Source organism: Actinomadura rupiterrae, assembly GCF_024172125.1.
Taxonomy (GTDB): Bacteria; Actinomycetota; Actinomycetes; order Streptosporangiales; family Streptosporangiaceae; genus Spirillospora; species Spirillospora rupiterrae.
This window is the reverse complement of sequence record NZ_JAMZEA010000019.1, coordinates 17,543-37,259: the sequence shown is the minus strand read 5'-3', so window position 1 is coordinate 37,259 and position 19,717 is coordinate 17,543. Positions and strand designations below refer to the sequence as shown.

Annotated in this window: 17 protein-coding genes; 10 read left to right on the top strand and 7 right to left on the bottom strand. The window is 73.8% G+C overall.

The window, feature by feature from the left end; translation table 11 throughout:
- Positions 1–6: 6 nt before the first annotated feature.
- The gene (locus tag FHU30_RS44020) at positions 7–1,083 is read left to right on the top strand and encodes an LLM class flavin-dependent oxidoreductase (protein ID WP_253883686.1); all 1,077 of its coding nucleotides are present in this window, start codon (positions 7–9) and stop codon (positions 1,081–1,083) included.
- Positions 1,084–1,118: 35 nt separating this feature from the next.
- Here FHU30_RS44020 and FHU30_RS44015 read toward each other — a convergent pair whose 3' ends face one another.
- The 6 genes from FHU30_RS44015 to FHU30_RS43990 form a co-directional block, all read right to left on the bottom strand.
- A complete protein-coding gene (locus FHU30_RS44015; protein WP_253883685.1) occupies positions 1,119–2,603 on the bottom strand; it encodes a serine/threonine-protein kinase in 1,485 nt (494 codons plus the stop codon).
- 209 nt (positions 2,604–2,812) lie between these two features.
- A complete protein-coding gene (locus FHU30_RS44010; protein ID WP_253883684.1) occupies positions 2,813–3,649 on the bottom strand; it encodes a sulfotransferase domain-containing protein in 837 nt (278 codons plus the stop codon).
- Positions 3,646–4,701, bottom strand: coding sequence for an ArsR family transcriptional regulator (locus tag FHU30_RS44005; RefSeq protein WP_253883683.1), 1,056 nt, complete (start codon positions 4,699–4,701; stop codon positions 3,646–3,648). The genes FHU30_RS44010 and FHU30_RS44005 overlap by 4 nt, the downstream gene beginning before the upstream one ends.
- Before the next feature lie 61 nt (positions 4,702–4,762).
- Complete coding sequence (locus FHU30_RS44000) at positions 4,763–6,082, bottom strand: sensor histidine kinase (protein ID WP_253883682.1); 1,320 nt, start codon at positions 6,080–6,082, stop codon at positions 4,763–4,765.
- Between the two features lie 10 nt (positions 6,083–6,092).
- Positions 6,093–6,746 (bottom strand): response regulator transcription factor, encoded by a 654-nt coding sequence (locus tag FHU30_RS43995; protein WP_253883681.1) that lies wholly within the window; start codon positions 6,744–6,746, stop codon positions 6,093–6,095.
- A 154-nt stretch (positions 6,747–6,900) separates the two neighbouring features.
- Positions 6,901–8,088 (bottom strand): cytochrome P450, encoded by a 1,188-nt coding sequence (locus FHU30_RS43990; protein ID WP_253883726.1) that lies wholly within the window; start codon positions 8,086–8,088, stop codon positions 6,901–6,903.
- 216 nt (positions 8,089–8,304) lie between these two features.
- Between FHU30_RS43990 and FHU30_RS43985 the strand changes: the two genes are divergently transcribed.
- From FHU30_RS43985 to FHU30_RS43955, 7 genes are all read left to right on the top strand, one after another.
- A complete protein-coding gene (locus FHU30_RS43985) occupies positions 8,305–8,895 on the top strand; it encodes a hypothetical protein (protein ID WP_253883680.1) in 591 nt (196 codons plus the stop codon).
- A gap of 231 nt (positions 8,896–9,126) precedes the next feature.
- Complete coding sequence (locus FHU30_RS43980) at positions 9,127–10,272, top strand: peptidoglycan-binding protein (protein ID WP_253883679.1); 1,146 nt, start codon at positions 9,127–9,129, stop codon at positions 10,270–10,272.
- Positions 10,269–11,219: an ABC transporter ATP-binding protein gene (locus FHU30_RS43975; protein WP_308211509.1), complete on the top strand. Its 951-nt coding sequence runs from the start codon at positions 10,269–10,271 to the stop codon at positions 11,217–11,219. The genes FHU30_RS43980 and FHU30_RS43975 overlap by 4 nt, the downstream gene beginning before the upstream one ends.
- Positions 11,216–12,418: an ABC transporter permease gene (locus FHU30_RS43970; RefSeq protein ID WP_253883678.1), complete on the top strand. Its 1,203-nt coding sequence runs from the start codon at positions 11,216–11,218 to the stop codon at positions 12,416–12,418. The genes FHU30_RS43975 and FHU30_RS43970 overlap by 4 nt, the downstream gene beginning before the upstream one ends.
- A gap of 19 nt (positions 12,419–12,437) precedes the next feature.
- Positions 12,438–13,238 (top strand): alpha/beta fold hydrolase, encoded by an 801-nt coding sequence (locus FHU30_RS43965; protein WP_253883677.1) that lies wholly within the window; start codon positions 12,438–12,440, stop codon positions 13,236–13,238.
- A 242-nt stretch (positions 13,239–13,480) separates the two neighbouring features.
- On the top strand, positions 13,481–14,521 hold the full coding sequence (locus FHU30_RS43960; protein ID WP_253883676.1) for a phospholipase D-like domain-containing protein: 1,041 nt from the start codon (positions 13,481–13,483) through the stop codon (positions 14,519–14,521).
- A gap of 116 nt (positions 14,522–14,637) precedes the next feature.
- Positions 14,638–14,892 (top strand): metallothionein, encoded by a 255-nt coding sequence (locus FHU30_RS43955; protein ID WP_253883675.1) that lies wholly within the window; start codon positions 14,638–14,640, stop codon positions 14,890–14,892.
- 173 nt (positions 14,893–15,065) lie between these two features.
- Here FHU30_RS43955 and FHU30_RS43950 read toward each other — a convergent pair whose 3' ends face one another.
- Entirely contained in the window at positions 15,066–15,563 is a 498-nt protein-coding gene (locus FHU30_RS43950) for an NUDIX domain-containing protein (protein WP_253883674.1), read from the bottom strand.
- A gap of 281 nt (positions 15,564–15,844) precedes the next feature.
- Between FHU30_RS43950 and FHU30_RS43945 the strand changes: the two genes are divergently transcribed.
- A complete protein-coding gene (locus FHU30_RS43945; protein ID WP_253883673.1) occupies positions 15,845–17,938 on the top strand; it encodes a molybdopterin oxidoreductase family protein in 2,094 nt (697 codons plus the stop codon).
- Complete coding sequence (locus FHU30_RS43940) at positions 17,935–19,434, top strand: FAD-dependent oxidoreductase (RefSeq protein ID WP_253883672.1); 1,500 nt, start codon at positions 17,935–17,937, stop codon at positions 19,432–19,434. Before FHU30_RS43945 ends, FHU30_RS43940 begins: the two co-directional genes overlap by 4 nt.
- Positions 19,435–19,717: the final 283 nt, after the last annotated feature.

Below are 19,717 nucleotides of genomic sequence, written 5' to 3'. Positions count from 1 at the left end.
TGCCCCGTGCGTTTCCACTGGTTCCTCCCCACCACCGGCGACGGGCACGACGTCCGCACGGCGATCATGAGCACCGACGCGTCCCGTTCCGCGTCGCGCCCGGGCAGTGTCCGCTACCTCTCCCAGGTGGCCCGCGCCGCCGAGGACGCCGGTTTCGAGGCCGCGCTCACGCCGGTCGGCGCCGGCTGCCCCGACCCGTGGATCGTCTGCGCCGCGGTGGCCCAGCACACCGACCGGCTGAAGCTGCTGGTGGCGTTCCGGCCCGGCTTCACCCTGCCCACCCTGCTCGCCCAGCAGGCCCAGACCTTCCAGGAGATCTCCGGCGGACGGCTCCTGCTGAACGTCGTGACCGGCGGCGACCCCGTGGAGCAGCGCGGCTACGGCGACTTCCTCGACCACGACGCCCGCTACGACCGCACCGCCGAGTTCCTGCACGCCCTCCGCCGCACCTGGACGGGGGATCCGTTCGACTTCCGCGGCGACCACTACACCATCGAGAGGGGCGGCCTGACCACGCCTCTCACCGACCCGCCGCAGATCTATTTCGGCGGCGCCTCCCCGGCCGCTGAACGCGTGGCGGCCGAGCACGCCGACGTCGCCCTGATGTGGGGCGAGCCCCCGGCCGCGATCGCCGAGCGCGCCGCCAAGCTGCGAGCCGCGGCCGCCGCCAACGGCCGCGCGCTGCGCCTGGGCATCCGCCTCCACGTCATTGCCCGGGACTCGTCCCAAGAGGCCTGGGCCGAAGCCGACCGCCTGCTGGCGGGCATGGACCCCGCCCGGATCCAGGCGGCCCAGCGGCGCTTCGCCCGCTTCGACTCGACGGGCCAGAGCCGCATGACCGCCCTGCACGGCGGCGACACGCGAAGCCTGGAGGTCTCGCCCGGCCTGTGGGCGGGCGTGGGCCTGGTCCGCGAGGGCGCGGGGACGGCCCTGGTCGGCTCCTACGCCGAGGTCGCCGCCCTGATCCGCGAGTACGCCGACCTGGGCATCGAGGAGTTCATCCTGTCCGGCTGGCCGCACCTGGAGGAGGCCTACCGACTGGGCGAGTACCTCCTCCCCGCCCTCACCCCGGCCACGGCCTGACCCCGGCGGGGGAGACGGCAAGGCCGTTCGGTCTCTCAGGTCGTCCAGCGGGGGCGTACGGCTTGGCGTCGGCACCAGTGGCCGGTCGGTGGGAGCGCGGCCAGCAGCGCGGCGGCCGCCGCCGGGAGAGTGAGCACGGGTGCGATCACCAGGTAGGTCACCGAGACGGGCGTCTCCATCGTCAGCTCCCCGGTCAGCTGGGCGAACATCGCGATCGTGACCACCGTCTGCAGGACCACCAGGACGCCGCCACCGGTGATCAGCCAGCGCCCGGCCGCCCTGCGGGCGAGCAGCAGCAGCGCCCCCAAACCCAGCGGGACCCCCTCCAGCGCACTGACCGCCAGGTGCAGCCACCACCAGGCGACGGCCCCGTCCCCGGGGAACTCGGAGATGAACTCCAGGTCCTTGAAGATGGCGAACAGGACCCACAGGAGGCAGGGCGCGACCAGCACGGCGGAGGCGAGCGCGGTGAACCCGGCGGCTCCCGTTCCACCGCGGACGGCTGGAGGCTGGGTGTGCGGACCGAACGGCAGGCGTGCGGCAGATGGCGGCTGCCAGTGTCCGGGGCCCGCTGGGACCGCCGGGGGGAACTGCGGTGGCGGCGCGACCGGTTGGGCGGGTACCTGAAGCGGTTGTGGCGAGGCGGGGGGAGGGGCGGAAGCGAGGGCGGGGGCGGCGGGCACGTGAGCGGGAGTGGCGCGCAGGCGCCCCGCGGCGGCGGCGGCGTCCGCGGGCCGGTCCTCGGGCCGCTTGGCCAGCAGCGCGAGCACCAGGTCGTTGAGCGGCTCGGGGATGTCGGGCCGCAGGGTCCGCGGCGGCGCCGGGGCCTGGTTCAGGTGCTGGTAGAGCACCGAGCCGACGCCCGAGCCGGTGTCGAGCCAGCTGGTCCCGGTCAGCAGCTCGTGCAGCACGCAGCCGAAGGAGTACAGGTCGGTGCGCTGGTCGACGTCGTGGCCCTCGATCTGCTCGGGCGCCATGTACAGCGGGGTCCCCGCTGACCCGCCCGTGGCGGTGAGCCTGGTGGCGTCGGCCAGGCGGGCGATCCCGAAGTCGCAGATCTTCACCCGCCCGCCGTCCACCAGGAACAGGTTGGCGGGCTTGATGTCGCGGTGGACGGCCCCGCTCCGGTGCGCCGCCGCGAGCGCGTCGAGGATCTGCGCCGCCCAGTCCACCGCCTGGTCGACGGGCACCCCGCCGGGATGCCCGGCCAGCACCGAGGCCAGGTTCCGCCCCTCCATCAGCTCCATCACCAGGAACAGCAGGCGCTCGTCCCCGTCCCGGTGCTCGTCGATGTCGAGCACCGTGGTGATGCCCGGATGGTTCAGGCCGGCGGCGACCTCGGCCTCCCGGCGGAACCTGGCCACCCCGGTCGTGTCGGCCGTGACCGGTCCCGGCAGCAGCTTCACCGCGACCGGCCGGCGCAGGCGCTGGTCGACGCCCCGCCACACCTCGCCCATGCCGCCCCGTCCGAGTGGCGATTCCAGCCGGTACCGGCCGGCCAGCTCCAGACCACTCCGCATCGGCCCCTCCAAACCAAACAGACAGCCCTGTTTCGCAGAAGCATAGAGGTGCCTGCGCCTGTCCTCTTCGTGCAGCACCGACAGCGGACGTCCTCGCCACGGGTGGCTCTTGCGCAGCCCGGCCACCGGGTCGCTCCAGTGGCGGACGGTGGAGACGGCCGGCGCGGCGTCGAAGGTAGGGGCGGTGGACGGGGGCCACCGCCCCTTGGTCATCTCAGCAGCCAGGCGAGGAGGGCTGGGTCGGTTGTGGCGGACAAGGCGGATTCGAAGGTGCTGTATTCGGGGGCGGTGAGGAGGGAGCGGCCGGTGCCGGTGCGGCCGGCGCGGAAGAAGGTGGTCGGGTCCTTCAGGGGTTGGGTGGCGGCCGGGACCAGGTGGGTGGCCTTGGTGCGCATGGTTTCGAAGGTGGCGGCCTTGGTGAGGGACGGCCACAGCGCTTCGGGGATGGTGATGGAGAGGTGGTCCGCCACGCGGCGCATCTCGGCTTCGAGGTTGGATTTCAGGTCGGTGTAGTGGACGAGGAGGACGTTCGGCTCGGTGCGGCGGGCCCAGGCGTCGGTGACGTGCCACATGAGGCGGTTCAGGGAGTCGGGTTCCCAGTCGTCGCGGGCGAGCCAGGCCAGCAGCCAGTCGCGTTCGGACCGGGTGGGCCGCAGGGACGGGTCGTCGTCGTAGACGTGGTAGCGGGAGACGGCGACGTCCAGGGGGTCGCGGGCCACGACGATGTAGGTAGCGCGCGGGTCCAGCGGGAGGCCGTCCAGGGGGGTGTGGGTCTTGATGACGCGGCGGTGCGCCTGGGCTTCGAGGAGGGCGTAGACCTCTTCGGCGGGGCGGACGAGCTGGTCCAGCCAGGGGGAGAGGTCGGCCAGCGGGGCGGGCGGCTCGTCCTGGAAGACCAGCAGGGTGCAGATCATCTGCATCCAGGTCGTGCCGCTCTTGTGGCCGGTGCTGACGACGATGTCGCCGGGACGGAACGGGAAGCCGTGCCAGCGGGTGCTGTCGTCCTCCAGGGTGCGGTAGGTGGTGGTGGGCGACAAGCCGGTCATCGGGGGAGGGCCTCGATGAGGCTGAGGGCGTAGGGGAGCTCGATCACCCGGTTGGGGCGCAGGTCCGCCTGGGTGAGCAGGCCGAGGTACTCGGACTCGGTGCGTTCGCGGGCGCCGTCGTAGAGGGCGAGCATCCGCATGTCGAGTTCCTTGCCGAGGTGCGGGCGGTCGTCCTCGGGCAGCAGGATGTCCAGCAGCAGGACGCGGCCGTGGTCGGGCATCGCGGCTCGGACGTTGTGCAGGACGGTCAGGGCGTCCTCGTCGTTCCAGTTGTGCACGATGTTGGACAGCACGTAGGCGTCCGCGGTCGGCACGGCCTTGAAGAAGTCGCCGACGACCAGCTCGCAGCGGTCGGTGAGGCCGCGCGGGGCGAGGAAGCCGGCGGCCGCGGCGATCACCGGCTCCAGCTCGAACAGCAGGCCGCGCGCGTCGGGGGTGGCCTCCAGGACGGTCGCCAGGACGGTCCCGACACCGCCGCCGATGTCGGCGATGGTGCCGATGCCGGAGAAGTCGTAGGCGGCGACGGTGGCCTCGGCGATCGTCCGCGAGCGGGTCGCCATGTGCGCGTCGAAGTGGTGCCGGGCGTCCGGGTGGGACGCCAGGTAGCCGTACATCGAGCCGAACCGGGCGGCGAAGGGGGACTTGCCGTTGCGGACGGCCTCGTCCAGCGAGCCCATCGCCTCCAGGAAGTCCGGCGCGCCCTGCGGGATGACGACCGAGCGCATGGAGCGTTCGACGTCGCCGCGCAGCGTGTGGCCGACGTCGGTCAGGACGTACCGGACGGGCGCGTCCCCGTCCCGCAGGGTCCGGACCAGCCCGCTGCCCGCCGAGGTGCGCAGCAGCCGGGCGAGCGCGGAGCGGTCCAGCCCGGCCCGTTCGGCGAGCTCCGCGACGGTCAGCGGGCCGTCGCGTAACCAGCCCGCGAGGTCCAGTTCGACGAACGCGTACAGCGCGGAGAACCGCCATCCGGCGCGCAGCATCTCCCACAGGTAGGCCCGCGGGTCCTCGCTGCCGACGACGTCCTTGGCCTCCGCGGCCGTGGTTTCGGACATGCTTCTCCTCCTGGAGTGGCGGTCGCGCCGGGGGTAGGCCGGCGGACGGTTCGGGGCGGGGTCAGACCCGCACGGGCGCGCGGGTCTCGGCGCCGCGCCGGGCGGGCGCGGCGGGCGGCGGGAACGTCACGGTCATCACCAGCCCGCCGCCGGACCGCGGCCGCGCCACGACGGCGGCGCCGTGCGCGTCGGCGATGGCCCGGACGATGGACAGGCCGAGCCCGAGCCCCTCGGCGCGCACGGCGCCGAGCCGCTCGAACGGCTCGAACAGCTGCTCCACGGCCGGTTCGGGGATCACCCGGCCGGTGTTGGCGACGGTCAGCACCGCCGACCCGTCCCGGGCGGACGCGGTGACCTCCACCCGCCCGCCGGGGACGTTGTGCCGCAGCGCGTTGTCCACCAGGTTGGTGATCATCCGCTCGGTGAGCCGCGCGTCCCCGGCGACCGGCGCCGCGGCGAGGTCGGTGCGGACGGTCACGCCGAGCCGCTGCGCCTCCTCCGACCGGTTCAGCACCACGTCGCGGGCGAGTGGCGCCAGGTCGAACGGTTCGCGGCGGCTGATCCCGGCCTGGCCGCGGGCGAGGGTGAGCAGCGCCAGGACCAGCTGCTCCTGCTGCGCGCCGGCGGCCAGGACACGCTCGTGCGCCGAACGCAGCGACTCCACCGTGGCGTCGGGGTCGGCGAGCGCGACCTGGGCGAGGGTCCGCTGCCGGGCCATGGGGGTGCGCAGCTCGTGCGAGACGTGCGCGATGAACTGCCGCTGCGCCAGGAAGGTCCCCTCCAGGCGGGCGAGCAGCTCGTCGAAGGTGTCGCCGAGCTCCTTCAACTCGTCCTGCGGGCCGTCCAGCGCGAGCCGCTCGTGCAGGTTGCTGGCCGAGATCGTGCGGGCCGCGTCGGTGACGCGCTGGAGCCGGCGCAGCACGTTCCCCGCCACGACCCAGCCGACACCGAGCGAGATCACCGTGGTGATGCCGAGCGCGGTGCCCGACTGCACCAGCAGCGACCGCAGCTCGCCGGCGCGCTGCTCGCGGGCCTGCCTCTCGCTCTGCTTGGCGACGTCGGCGGCCCGGGCCGGCGCGGGCGCGTTGCTGACGCTGCTGCCGCCGTTCTCGCCGGAGGTGGAGTGCAGCGAGCCGTCCGGGCCCGGGGAGGACGAGCCGCGCGCGAGCGCGTTGGTGTCGCCGTTCGGCCCGTGGGAGGTGTAGACGCCGGGCGTGGACTGGCTGGCCAGCAGGTAGGTGATGCCGACCAGCGCCGTCCCGCAGACCAGGAACAGCGCCCCGTACAGCAGCGTGAGCCGCAGCCGGACGGTCCGCCGGCCCAGCGCGGACCGGACGAACCCGGGGGCCCGCAAGAAGCGCGGAAGCCGGAGAGAACGCATCGGGCCCCCTTCAGATCCGGTATCCGGACTTGGCCACCGTGTCGATCACCGGCGGGTCGCCGAGCTTGGCGCGCAGCCGGCTGATGGTGACCTTCACCGTCTTGGTGAACGGGTCGGCGCTCTCGTCCCAGACCCGCTCCAGCAGCTCCTCGGCCGACACCGCGCGGCCCTCGGCGGCCAGCAGCACCTCCAGCACGCCGAACTCCTTGGGCGCCAGGTCAAGGTCGCGGCCGCCGCGGGCGGCGCTGCGCCGCGCGGTGTCCACGACGATGTCGCGGTGCCGCAGCACCGGCGGCGCCACCGGGTGCGCGCGGCGGGCGAGGGCGCCGATCCGCGCGACCAGCACCGGGAAGTCGAACGGCTTGGGCAGGTAGTCGTCGGCGCCGATGCCCAGGCCGTCCACCAGGTCCTCGGAGGTGGCGGCGGCCGTCAGCATCAGCACCCGGCTGCGGCTCTCGGCCAGGATCAGCCGGGCGCACACCTCGTCGCCGTGCAGGCCGGGCAGGTCCCGGTCCAGCACCACCACGTCGTAGTCGTTGACCAGCGCGCGCTCCAGGCCGGACGGGCCGTCGAACGCCACGTCCACGGCCATGGTCGCGCGGCGCAGGCCGACGGCGACCGCCTGCGCCAGCTCCTCGTCGTCCTCGATCACCAGGACCCGCACGTACCGCTCCTCCCGACCGAACCGTCCCCCGACCGTGCCGCGGCGCCGTCCCGGGCGCCGGGCGCACGGGCGGGCACGGTCCCATCATGCCTTCGATCCCGGTTTCAGCGAGGTCTCAACCCCCCGGCCCGACCTCGGGTCTCCCACCCGGCCGTCAGCCCTTGAGGATGACCGGGAGGCTGCTCATCCCGGACAGGAAGTTGGAGTAGATGGGCCGTCCGGGGCCGGTCTGCTCGATGCCCGAGACCCGGTCGCGCAGGCCCGCGAGCATCGCGTTGATCTCCACCCGGCCGAGGTGCGCGCCGAGGCAGAAGTGCCGCCCGTAGCCGAGCGCGAGGTGCTTGTTGGGGGAGCGGCCCAGCAGGAACCGGTCCGGCTCGGGGAACGCGGTCTCGTCGCGGTCGGCCGAGCTGAACCACAGCGTCACCAGCTCCCCGGCCCGGACGGCCTGCCCGGCGATCTCGGTGTCGGCGAGCGCGGAGCGGCCGAAGTGCATGGTCGGCGTGGTCCAGCGCAGCACCTCCTCGCCGGCCGACTCGACGCTCACCTCGCCGTCCTTCAGCGCCCGCCACTGCTCCGGCTCGGCGGCCAGCTCCCGCACCGCGCCGATCATCGCCAGGCGGCTGGTCTCGTCCCCGCCCATGATCAGGCTGTAGCAGTTGAGGATGATGTCCTCGTCGTCCATCCGCCGCCCGCCGACCTCGGCCGTCGCCATCAGGCTGATCGGGTCCTCGCCGGGGCGCCTGCGGCGGGTCTGGAGCAGGTCGGTGAAGTACAGCAGGATCTCGCCGCGGGCCATCCGGTCCTCGGCGGCGTCGGGGTCGGCGTAGTCCGAGGCCAGCGCGGACTTGGTCAGCGCCAGCACCCGCTGCCGGTCGGACGCCGGGACGTCCAGCAGGTCGCAGATCGTCTCCAGCGGGACGGCCGAGGCGACGTCCCGGGCGAAGTCGCACTCGCCGCGCTCGACCGCCTCGTCCAGCAGCCGGTCGATCAGCAGCCGGACCCGCTCGGCGACCCCGGCCAGCGCGCGCGGCGAGAACGCCCGCAGCAGCAGGCTGCGCAGCTCGGTGTGGCGCGGGCCGTCGGTGACCGCGAGCATCCGCCCCGCGCCGGTGTCGCCGCCGGCCAGCATGGTCGCCAGGACGTTCCCGCGCTCGGAGGTGAACGCGCCGTCGTCGCGGAGCACCCGCGCGACGTCGGCGTAGCGCGTGACCACCCAGAAGTCCGGCGCGCCGTTCGGGCCGGGATGCCGGTGAACCGGTTCCTCGGTGCGCAGCCGACGCCAGATCTCGGCCATGTCGTGCTCGGCGTAGGTCGTCGGGTCGACCAGATCCGGAACCATTTGACTCACCCACTCCTCGCTAAGGCGCTGTCAACGTACCGGGCGTTCCACAACGCATCAAGGAGTCATTCAGTTGGACGATTCGGGGACCGCGCCGGGTGTCCAGGCTTGCGCATTTGGACACTTGCGCAATGGGCGGCCGCTGGTTGATACCTCTCCGAAACCCCCTGCTCGGTAGAACTCCGTGTCAGGTGTGCGTCGACAGAAGGAGCAACCATGCAAGCACGCACCGGCCGCGGCGCGCCCGCGACCGCCCTGCTGGCCACTGGCCTCGCGGTGTTCGCCCTGGTGGCGAGCGGTTGCGGGTCGTCCGATGACGGGGGCAAGAAGGGCGTCGCCGCGGTGTCCACCACCACCGGCGCCCCGCAGGGCGGCGGCGGGGGCGGCAACGGCAAGCCCCCGAGCGACCAGCAGATCTACGACGGCCTGCTCAAGTACTCCAAGTGCATGCGCTCGCACGGCATCAGCAAGTTCCCCGACCCCGTGCTCGGCAAGGGCCTGCAGGTCAACGGGAACGACGTGCAGTCCGACACCGCGACCTACAAGGCCGCCGACGGCGCCTGCAAGACGCTGATGCCCGGCGGCGGCGCGGGCGACAACGGGCCGAAGGACCGCGCCGCGGCGCTCCAGTACTCCAAGTGCATGCGCGCGCACGGCGTGACGAAGTTCCCGGACCCGAACCCCAACGGCGGGATGAACCTCGACGGAGACAAGATCGGAATGGCGCCGGACAACCCCGTGTTCCAGGCCGCGCAGAAGGCGTGCCAGCAGTTCCTGGGCGGCCAGGGCGGTCAGTCGGGCAACTGACGGCCGGCGTCCCCCGGCCGCGCCCGCGGCCAGGTCGGCGTGGCACCGCCGGGCGTCCCCGAAAAAGGCACCGCGCCTTTTCGGGGACGCCGGCGCGGAATCGGCCGCGCGCTTTTCGGGACGCCGCCCTGAAAGGGTTCGGCGACGATACCGGGCCGAAACCGGGGCCCCGGTAGAACTGAACCGGAAGCGCCCGAGGAATGCGAGGGGAACAGTGGAGGGCTCCGCGCTATGAATGCCGCACCAACCGCTCTGGAGAGCGAACCGGAGAGCCGGTCGCTGCGCACCGCCATGGCGACCCGGCGGCGCCGCCGGCGGGCCGTGGTGACCGTCACGGTGGTGGTGGTCATCGTGGGCGGCGCCGGGTACGTCACCGCCACCTCCGGGGGCGGCGGCAAGGCCAAGGCCCCCGCGGCCATCAGCACCGGCACCGCGACGGTGACCCGCGGGACCCTCACCGCCCGCACCTCGGTCAGCGGCACCCTCACCTACGGGGGCAGCTACCAGGCTGTCAACCAGGCCAGCGGGATCGTCACCGCGCTGCCGAAGCTCGGGCAGATCGTCCGGCAGGGGCAGGTGCTCTACAAGGTCAACGGCAAGCCGGTGGTGTTCTTCAAGGGCAAGAGCACCCCGATGTACCGCGACCTGAAGAAGGACATGACCGGACCGGACGTCGCGGAGCTCAACACCGCGCTGGTCGCGGCCGGATACGACTCCGGCGGCGACATCTCGTCCGACTCCAGCACCTACACCTCCGCGACGGCCGCCGCCGTGAAGAACCTCCAGGACGACCTGGACGTCAAGCAGACCGGCAAGCTCGCCAAGGGCGACATCGTGTTCATCGGCGCGTCCAAGATCCGGATCACCGCCCTCCAGTTCCACCTCGGCGGCCCGGCGCAGCCCGGCGCCGTGGTCCTCACCGGCAGCTCCACCGAGCGGCAGGTGAACGTCGACGTCGACGCGTCCCTGCAGGAGAAGCTGAAGGAGGGCCAGAAGGTCACGATCACCCTGCCGAACGGGTCGAGCGTGAACGGCTCGGTCTCCTCGGTCGGGACGGTCGTGAAGAAGTCGCAGAGCGGACGGTCGACGATCTCGGTCACCATCGCGCCCGGCGACTCCAAGGCCACCGGCAACCTCGACCAGGCCCCGGTCGGCGTGTCGATCACCACCGAGAGCGTGGACGGCGCGCTGATGGTCCCGGTGAACGCGCTGCTGGCGCTGCTCGGCGGCGGCTACGGCATCGAGGTCGTCAGCGCCGACGGCACCCACCACCTGATGCCGGTGGAGCTCGGGCTGTTCGACGACACCGCCGGGACGGTCCAGATCACCGGCAAGGGCATCGTGCCCGGCCAGAAGGTCGTGGTGCCGACCTCATGACCCCCGACGACCCCACCGAGACGAGCAGCGGGAACGACGCCGACATGCACACCGAGACCACCGACGCGCCCGTTGAAGAGCCTTCGGACCCGTCTCTGCCGGAGCCGGTGCTGGAGCTGGAGTCGGTCAGCAAGCTCTACCCCGGCGAGCCGCCCGTCCCGGCGCTGCGCGGGGTGAGCTTCACCATCCGCCGCGGCGAGCTGGTCGCGATCGTCGGGCCGTCCGGCTCGGGGAAGTCGACCCTGCTCAACGTGATCGGCACGCTCGACCGGCCCACCACCGGGATCGTCCGGGTGGCCGGGAGTGAGGTCGAGGGGATGAGCGACCGGGAGCTGTCCCGGCTGCGCGCGGGCACGATCGGCTTCGTCTTCCAGCAGTTCTTCCTCGCCGACAACACCACCGCGCTGGAGAACGTGGCGGACGGCCTGATCTACGCGGGCGTGCCGCGCTCGCTGCGGCGCACCGCCGCCGCCGAGGCCCTCGCCCGGGTCGGGCTGGCGCACCGCGCCGGGCACATCCCGTCCAAGCTGTCGGGCGGCGAGCGGCAGCGCGTCGCGATCGCCCGCGCCCTGGTCGGCCGCCCGGCGATCGTGCTGGCGGACGAGCCGACCGGCAACCTCGACAGCCGCAACAGCGACGCGATCTTCGCGCTGATCCAGGACCTCAACGCCGAGGGGGCCACCATCGTCGTCATCACCCACGACCGGGACCTGGCCGCCCGGCTGCCGCGCCGGATCGAGGTGCTGGACGGCCGCATCGTCGCCGACGTCCGCCAGGACGGGACCGAGGTCCGGGCCGCCGGACCCACCCGGCAGGACGGCCCGGACGGCCCGGACGGGCTGACCCGTAGATTCCCGCCATCTCCGCCCGACTCGACCGGCCCGGATGATCCGTCCGGCCCGGACGATCCGTCGGCGCGGGCCTCGGTGGAAGGGCGCCTCCTGTGACCACCGCCGCCTTCCCCACCGGCCGGCTGCAGTTGACCGACCTGATGCGGATCTCCAGCGTCGGGCTGCGCACCCGGCGGCTGCGCGCCGCGCTGTCGGCGCTCGGCATCGCGATCGGCGTCGCGTCGATCGTGGCGGTGCTCGGGCTGTCCGCGTCGTCCCAGGCCGGGCTGCTCGCGCAGATCGACAAGCTCGGCACCAACATGCTGACCGTCACCACCGGCAAGGACCTGTCGGGCAACAACGCCGAGCTGCCGCTGACCGCGCCGGGGATGATCTCCCGGATCGGGCCGGTGCAGCAGGTGCAGAGCACCGGCGCGGTCGACACCAAGGTGTACCGCAGCCCGCTCATCCCCGACGTCAACACCAACGCGCTGACCGTCCAGGCGTCCAGCCTGCAGCTGCCGCAGATCGTCCGCACCAGCGTGCTGAAGGGCCGCTACCTCAACGCCGCCACCGCCAACGAGCCGACGGCGGTGCTCGGGTACGTCGCGGCGCAGCGGCTCGGCATGGACCGGGTGTGGCTCGGTCAGCGGATCTGGCTCGGCAAGCAGTGGTTCTACATCGTCGGGATCCTCGGGCCCGCGACGCTCGCGCCGGAGATCGACAGCTCGGTGCTGGTCGGCTACCCGGCGGCGATGCGGTTCCTCGGCTTCGACGGGCACCCGTCCACGATCTACGTGCGGTCCGACACCGACCAGGTCAAGAACGTCCACGCGGTGCTGGCGCAGACCGCCAACCCCGAGAACCCCAGCCAGGCGACGGTGTCCAACCCGTCGGACGCGCTGGTGGTGCGCGCCGCCGCGCAGTCGGCGCTGAACGGGCTGTTCCTCGGGCTCGGCGCGGTCGCGCTGCTGGTCGGCGGGGTCGGGGTCGCCAACACGATGATCATCTCGGTGCTGGAACGCCGTTCGGAGATCGGGTTGCGCCGGGCGCTCGGCGCCACCCGCGGGCACATCCGCGTCCAGTTCCTGGCCGAGGCGATCCTGCTGGCGGGGCTCGGCGGCGCGGTCGGGGTCGCCGCGGGGGTGCTGGCCACCGTCGCCTACGCCGCCACCAAGCACTGGGCGGTGGTCATCCCGCCCGAGGCGTGGGCGGGCGGCGTCGGGGCGGCGGTGGCGATCGGCGTGGTCGCCGGGCTGGTCCCCGCGCTGCGCGCCGCCCGGATGCAACCGACCGAGGCCCTGCGGACCGTCTGACCGTCGGAAGGGGACGGACATGCCGATCAGCGAGATCAACGGGATCCGGCTGAGCTACGAGGTGCACGGGACCGGCACGCCGGTCCTGCTGGTGGCCGGGACCGGCGCGCCCGGCCGGGTGTGGCGCACCCACCAGGTGCCCGCGCTGCTGCGCGCCGGGTTCCAGGTGGTCACCATGGACAACCGGGGCATCGCGCCGACCGACGCCTGCGAGGGCGGGTTCACCCTGGACGACATGGCCGCCGACTGCGCGGGCCTTATCGAGTACCTCGGCATCGGGCCGTGCGCGGTCGTCGGGTTCTCCCTCGGCGCGATCGTGACGCAGGAGCTGCTGCTCGGCCGTCCGGACCTGGTGCGCGAGGCGGTGCTGATCGCCACCCGGGGACGCACCGACCCGCTCGGCGCCGCCGCCTCCCGCGCCGAGCTGGAGCTGTTCGACTCGGGGGTGAAGCTGCCGCCGGCCTACGAGGCGGTGACCCACGTGATGCGCGGCTTCTCCCGCCGCACCCTGGACGACCCGCGGGCCGTCCGGGACTGGCTGGACGTCTTCGAGCTGTCGCCGGTCAGCCTGACCGCCAGCCGCGCCCAGCTCACCCTGGACGTCATCCCCGACCGGCTGCCGGCGCTGCGCCGGGTGCGCGCGCAGTGCCTGGTCATCGGGTTCTCCGACGACCTGGTCGCGCCGCCGCGCTTCGCCCGGGAGGTCGCCGACCACATCCCGGCCGCGACCTACCTGGAGATCGCCGACTGCGGGCACTACGGCCACCTGGAGAACCCGGAGGCGGTGAACGCGGCCCTCATCGGCTTCCTGGGCCTCTGAGCCCCCCAGGGGGATGCCGGACCGGCGCGCTGCGGCGCCGGTCCGGCTTCTCAGCCGGCCGCCTTCCGGCTTCTCGGCCGGGTGCTGGTCCGGCCTCTCGGCGAGGCGCCGGTCCGCGTCCCGGCAATTTGGCCTGATTAGGGCAGTTTTGCCCGATGTTCATCATGGCGCGCGATGCTGGAGGAGCCCCCCGCTTCGGAGGGCCGCCGGTCCGTGGCGGCCCCGGACGAAAGGGGGCCGGGATGGCCGACACGATGGCGCGGACCAGCTTCAGCGCCACCAACCTCACGGTGTACTTCCAGTCCGCCCGCGCGGGGCTGGAGAGCGATCTGGGCGCGCGGCTCGCGGAGTTCGTCGCCGCCGCCCGCACCAGCCTGGACGTCGCGATCTACGACCTGCGCGACGACGGCGTCCTGCGGGCGCTGAAGAGCGCCGCCGACCGGGGCGTGGCGCTGCGCCTGCTGTACGACGCGGGGCCCGCGCAGCACGGCGGCCCGGTCGCCGACCCGAAGCCCGGCACCACCGGGCGGGTGATCGCCGACGCCGGGCTCGCCCCGTTCGCCACGCCCTACCCCGAGCGGCACGGGCAGCTCATGCACAACAAGTTCATCGTGCGCGACCACACCGCGCTGTGGACGGGTTCGGCGAACTTCACCGGAGGCGGCCTCCGGCTCCAGGACAACAACTGCCTGGTCTTCGACGACCCCGGTCTCGCCGCGTCCTACAGCGCCGAGTTCGAGGCGCTGCTGACCGCCGCGGGCCCGCCCGCGGGCCTGAAGGCCGACGTGGCGGCGACCGTCGGGACGATCGGCGTCGAGCCGCTGTTCGCGCCCGAGGCCGGCGAGGGCATCGAGGACGCGATCGTCGGCGCCCTCAGCGGCGCGCAGCGGGTCCGGATCGCCGCGTTCCTGATCTCCGACGCGGGCATCCTGCAGGCGCTCAAGGCGCTGCACGACGCGGGCGCCGACCTCGGCGGCGTGTACGACCCGGGCGGCATGGCCGACGCGCGGCGCGGCAGCCACCAGGACCCGGCGCTGTGGTGGTTCCTGAAGGACCCGAACTTCGCCGCCGCGCCCAGCCACCCCTTCACGCCCGGCGCCGAGCAGGACTTCATGCACAACAAGCTGCTCGTGATCGACGGGCGGACGGTGGTGACCGGCTCGTACAACTTCTCCGAGCACGCCGAGACCAACGCCGAGAACGCCCTGGTGCTCACCGACCCGGAGCTGGCGGCGGCCTACGAGTCCTACATCGGGACGATGCTGCACACCTACCGGCACTGACACCGGACGCCGTGCCGCATCGACACGGACGGTCATCGATCCCGTGCCGTGCGTCAGGTGCCGCCGGGCTGGGTAGGACCCTGGTCGGCGACGGGTGGACACGGGGGGATACAGGCATGGCCACGTGCGAGGTCTGCGGGAACGACTACGCCATGAGCTTCGAGGTGCACGCGCAGGGCGCGGTGCACACCTTCGACTCGTTCGAATGCGCGATCACCCAGATGGCGCCGATCTGCGAGCAGTGCGGCTGCCGGATCGTCGGCCACGGGGTGGCCCTGGACCAGCGCTGGTTCTGCTCGGCGCACTGCGCCCGCGCGGCCGACCCGCAGCGCGGCGCGCAGGCCCGCGACAGCGTCCTCTCCACCGCCTGACCGGCGTCCAGGACTGGTCGCGCGTAGCCTCGCGCCCGCGCAGAGCCGGGCCCGTCCGGGGGCGGACGATCAGAGCGTGAGGGGACTGGTCGCCCGTCTAGGACTGCCCCTGCGTCCGCGCGGGACCGGGCGTCCGCGCAGGCCGGGGCGCCCATGCGGGGTCGGGTGGACGGTCAGGGGGTGGGGGACTGGTCGGGGAGGCCGGGGTCGCGGCCGTCCTCCAGGTAGACGGCGCGGCGCTCGGCCATGCCGCGCAGCGCCGGTTCCATCCGGCGCGCGATGTGGCCGGGCGCGAACTCGGCGACCTTCTCCGGCGCGACCAGCAGGTGGTCCGACAGCTCGTCGGGGGGCAGCCGGATCGCCTCGACCTCGGCGTCGGAGATCCGCCCGGCGAACACGAACACGTTGACCGCGTCCACGCCGTCCCGCGGCGGGCCCCAGTCGACGCAGACCAGGCCGGACAGCCGGGGCGTCAGCCCCAGCTCCTCGCGGCACTCGCGCTCGCAGGCGGTCAGCGGCGACTCGCCCTCCTCGATGACGCCGCCGGGCAGGTACCAGCCCTCCTTGTAGGTGGGTTTGACCAGCACGACCCGGCCGAGGTCGTCGAGCAGCAGGGCGGCGGCGGCGCCGCGGGTGCGGGGGAGCGAGGCGATGTAGGCGAGATCGGGCATGGTCCGAGAGTAGACGGGTGCGCGCCGCCGGTCCGGGGGCGGGCCGGGCCGGGACGCGCCGGACGCCCGCCGCCGCCGTCGATCCGTCCGCGGCGCCGCCGGGCCGCTGCCGAATGCGCGCGGGCCGCGATCGACAACGCTTGACACGGGATGGGTCAGGTCCGTCAAGACTTTCCGCTGGCCCGTCTGACCTTGGCAGGGGCGGCGTGGTGAGGCGCTTTTAACGCCCGGGTCACCGACGGGAAGCGCGCGCGAAACGGCGCCTGCGCAGGCTTCCGGGCATGACCGCGACCCCGACGCACTGCCCGTACTGCGCGCTGCAGTGCGGCATGACCCTGACTCCCGGGGACGGCCCGCCGGCGGTGGCGCCGCGCGAGGACGTGCCCGCCAACCGGGGCGGGCTGTGCCAGAAGGGCTGGACGGCCGCCGACCTGCTCACCGTCCCGGACCGGCTGACGGCGCCCCTGATGCGTCCGCGCCGGGACGCGCCGCTGGAGCCCTGCACCTGGGACGAGGCGCTGGACCGGATCGCCGCCGAGGCGGCGGCGCTGCGCGCGGCGCACGGCCCGGACGCGGTCGCGGTGTTCGGCGGCGGCGGGCTGACCAACGAGAAGGCCTACCAGCTGGGGAAGTTCGCGCGGATCGGGCTCGGCACCTCGCAGATCGACTACAACGGCCGGTTCTGCATGTCGTCGGCGGCCGCGGCGTCGCTGCGGGCGTTCGGGATGGACCGCGGCCTGCCCGGCCCGATCACCGACCTCGGCCGGTCGGACGCGGTGCTGCTGGTCGGCGGCAACCCCGCCGAGACGATGCCGCCGTTCATGCGGCACCTGTCCGACATGCGCGACCGCGGCGGCGCGCTGATCGTCGTCGATCCGCGCCGCACGGCGACCGCGCGGGTGGCGGACCTGCACCTGCGTCCGCTGCCGGGCACCGACCTGGCGCTGGCCAACGGCCTGCTGCACCTGGCGATCGCCGAGGGCCTGGTGGACGAGGCGTACATCGCGTCCCGCACGTCCGGGTTCGAGGCCGTCCGGATGGCGGTGAACGGCTACTGGCCCGGACGGGTGGAGCGCATCACCGGCGTGCCCGAGCCGCACCTGCGGGAGGCGGTCCGGCTGCTGGCGGGCGGGGAGCGCGCGCACATCCTCACCGGACGCGGCGGAGAGCAGCACGCCAATGGCGTCGACACGGTGTCGGCGTTCGTGAACCTGGCGCTCGCGCTGGGCCTGCCCGGCCGCGAGGGCTCGGGGTACGGGTGCATCACCGGGCAGGGCAACGGGCAGGGCGGGCGCGAGCACGGGCAGAAGGCCGACCAGCTCCCCGGCTACCGGCGCATCGACGACCCGGGGGCCCGCGCGCACGTCGCCGCCGTGTGGGGCGTCGACCCGGCCGTCCTGCCGGGCCCGGGACGGTCCGCCTACGAGCTGCTGGACGCGCTCGGCACTCCGGACGGCCCGAAGGCGCTGCTGCTGTTCGGCTCGAACCCGGTGGTGTCGGCGCCGCGCGCGGCCGCCGTCGCCGACCGCCTGGACGCGCTGGACCTGCTGGTCGTCGCGGACTTCGTCCCGTCGGAGACCGCGCGCCGCGCCGACGTCGTGCTGCCGACCACGCAGTGGGCCGAGGAGTCCGGGACGATGACGAACCTGGAGGGCCGCGTGCTGCGCCGCCGCCGGGCGGTCGCAGCGCCGGACGGCGTCCGCACCGACCTGGAGATCATCTCCGCGCTCGCCGGGCGGCTGGCCGCGCCCGGCAAGTGGTCGACGGACCCGGCCGAGGTGTTCGAGGAGCTGCGTGCGGCCAGCGCCGGCGGCCCGGCCGACTACGCCGGCATCACCTACGGGCGGATCGAGCGCGAGGGCGGCGTGTTCTGGCCGTGCCCGAGCGAGGACCACCCCGGGACGCCCCGCCCCTACCTGGACCGGTTCCCGACGCCGGACGGGCGGGCCCGGTTCGTCCCGGTGGAGCACCGCGGCCCGGCCGAGGACGTCGACGCCGCCTACCCGGTGTACCTGACGACCGGGCGCGTCCTGGCGCAGTACCAGAGCGGCGCGCAGACCCGCCGGGTCGCGGCGCTGGCCGAGGCGGCGCCGGCCCCGTTCGTGGAGCTGCACCCCGACCTGGCCGAGCGGCTCGGCATCGCGGACGGCGCCGACGTGCGGCTCAGCAGCCGCCGCGGGAGCGCGACCGTCCGGGCCCGGCTGACCGGCGACATCCGGGACGACACGGTGTTCGTCCCGTTCCACTGGGCGGGGGAGGGCAGCGCGAACCTGCTGACCAACCCCGCGCTCGATCCGGTCTCGCGGATGCCGGAGTTCAAGGTGTGCGCCGTCCGGCTGGAACCGGCCGGACCGGCGGGAGAGGACGCGTCGTGAAGGACGGGCTGGAGCGCGAGCCCATGAAGGCCGGGGCCGTGGCGGGCCGGATCGTCGTCGTCGGGAACGGCATGGCCGGCTCGCGGCTGGTGACCGCCATCCGCGACCGGGACCGGGACGTGCCGCTCACGGTGTTCGGCGCGGAGGCCGAGCAGCCCTACAACCGGGTGCTGCTGTCGAACGTGCTGGCCGGGGTCGCCGAGCCGGGCAGCATCGGCCTGGTCGATCCGGCCTGGTACGAGGCGAACGGTGTGGACGCCAGGCTCGGTGTCGAGGTCGTGGCGATCGACCGCGAACGCAAAATCGTCCGGGCGGCGGATGGCAGCGAGACACCGTACGGGACGCTCGTCCTGGCGACGGGCAGCACCGCGTTCGTCCCGCCCGTCCCCGGCACCCGCGACGGCAAGGACGGCGGCCTGCCGGACGGCGCGATCGCGTTCCGCACGATGGACGACTGCCGCGCGATCGTCGCCGCCGCCGAGGGCGCGCGGACGGCGGTCGTGGTCGGCGGCGGCCTGCTGGGCATCGAGGCGGCGCGCGGCCTGGTCGGGCGCGGCCTGGACGTCACGGTCGTGCACATGGCCGGGCACCTGATGGAGCGGCAGCTCGACCCGGGCGCGGGCCGGGTGCTGGCGCGGACGCTGCGCCGCCTCGGCATCGATGCCGACCTGGACGCGACCGTCACCGCGCTGGAGGTGGCGGACGGCCGGGTCCGGGGCGTCCGGCTGGCCGAGGGGACGCGGGAGGCCGACGTGGTGGTGATGGCCTGCGGCGTCCGTCCGGACGTGGCGCTCGCCCGCGACGCCGGGCTCACCGTGGAGCGGGGCGTGGTCGTGGACGCGACGCTGACCTCGGTGAACGACCCGGACGTCCGCGCGCTGGGCGAGTGCTCCCAGCACGACGGCACGGTGTACGGGCTGGTCGCGCCCGCCTGGGAGCAGGCCGAGATCCTCGCGGACCTGCTGACCGGCGCCGACCCGGACGCGCGGTTCACCGGCGCGCGGCAGATCACCCGGCTGAAGGCGACCGGGGTGGACCTGGTGTCGATGGGGGAGACCCACCACGGCGACGACGACCCGGAGGTGGAGGTCGTCCGGTTCACCGACGCGGGGCGCGGCACCTACAAGAAGGTGGCGATCCGCGATGACCGGGTCGTCGGCGCGATCCTGCTCGGCGAGACCGGCACCGCCGGGACGCTCACGATGCTGTACGACCGGGCGGCGCCGCTGCCGAGCGACCGGCTCGGGCTGCTGTTCCCCGGCGTGGGCGCCGCGACCGAGGCCGACTCTCCGGTGCGGATGCCGGACGCGGCGACGGTGTGCCAGTGCAACAACGTGTCCAAGGGCCGGATCCGCGCGTGCTGGGAGGACGGCGCCCGGACGGTGGAGGAGGTCTGCGCGCGGACCCGCGCGAGCACGGGTTGCGGCGGCTGCCGGGACACGGTCGAGGGCATCGTCGGCTGGCTGGCCGACCAGGACGCGGTCCCGACCGGCTGACGAAGGGCCGGCCGGCCGCGTTCGTGCGTGCTCGACGAGCGCGCCGAGGAGCGCGCCGAAGAGCGATCGGCGAGACGGTCAGGACATGGCCGGCGGGTTTGCGAGGACGTGACCGGCCGACCGGCGAAAACGTGATCGGCGGAACCCGCCGGGAGTGGATGCTCCCGGCGGGTTCCGCCTTTCCCGGAGGGGTTCCGGACGCCCGCCGGAGGTATGACGACGGGGGTATTTCGGGGTGAGGCCCTTTTAACACGGCGGTGACAAAGGAGACGCAGCCGCGAAA

Excerpts from the sequence above, each read along its gene's own strand:
- FHU30_RS44015 (WP_253883685.1), bottom strand. The coding sequence starts at position 2,603 with ATGCGGAGTGGTCTGGAGCTGGCCGGCCGGTACCGGCTGGAATCGCCA.
- FHU30_RS44010 (WP_253883684.1), bottom strand. The coding sequence starts at position 3,649 with ATGACCGGCTTGTCGCCCACCACCACCTACCGCACCCTGGAGGACGAC.
- FHU30_RS44005 (WP_253883683.1), bottom strand. The coding sequence starts at position 4,701 with ATGTCCGAAACCACGGCCGCGGAGGCCAAGGACGTCGTCGGCAGCGAG.
- FHU30_RS44000 (WP_253883682.1), bottom strand. The coding sequence starts at position 6,082 with ATGCGTTCTCTCCGGCTTCCGCGCTTCTTGCGGGCCCCCGGGTTCGTC.
- FHU30_RS43990 (WP_253883726.1), bottom strand. The coding sequence starts at position 8,088 with ATGGTTCCGGATCTGGTCGACCCGACGACCTACGCCGAGCACGACATG.
- FHU30_RS43985 (WP_253883680.1), top strand. The coding sequence starts at position 8,305 with ATGCAAGCACGCACCGGCCGCGGCGCGCCCGCGACCGCCCTGCTGGCC.
- FHU30_RS43980 (WP_253883679.1), top strand. The coding sequence starts at position 9,127 with ATGAATGCCGCACCAACCGCTCTGGAGAGCGAACCGGAGAGCCGGTCG.
- FHU30_RS43975 (WP_308211509.1), top strand. The coding sequence starts at position 10,269 with ATGACCCCCGACGACCCCACCGAGACGAGCAGCGGGAACGACGCCGAC.
- FHU30_RS43965 (WP_253883677.1), top strand. The coding sequence starts at position 12,438 with ATGCCGATCAGCGAGATCAACGGGATCCGGCTGAGCTACGAGGTGCAC.
- FHU30_RS43960 (WP_253883676.1), top strand. The coding sequence starts at position 13,481 with ATGGCCGACACGATGGCGCGGACCAGCTTCAGCGCCACCAACCTCACG.
- FHU30_RS43955 (WP_253883675.1), top strand. The coding sequence starts at position 14,638 with ATGGCCACGTGCGAGGTCTGCGGGAACGACTACGCCATGAGCTTCGAG.
- FHU30_RS43950 (WP_253883674.1), bottom strand. The coding sequence starts at position 15,563 with ATGCCCGATCTCGCCTACATCGCCTCGCTCCCCCGCACCCGCGGCGCC.
- FHU30_RS43945 (WP_253883673.1), top strand. The coding sequence starts at position 15,845 with ATGACCGCGACCCCGACGCACTGCCCGTACTGCGCGCTGCAGTGCGGC.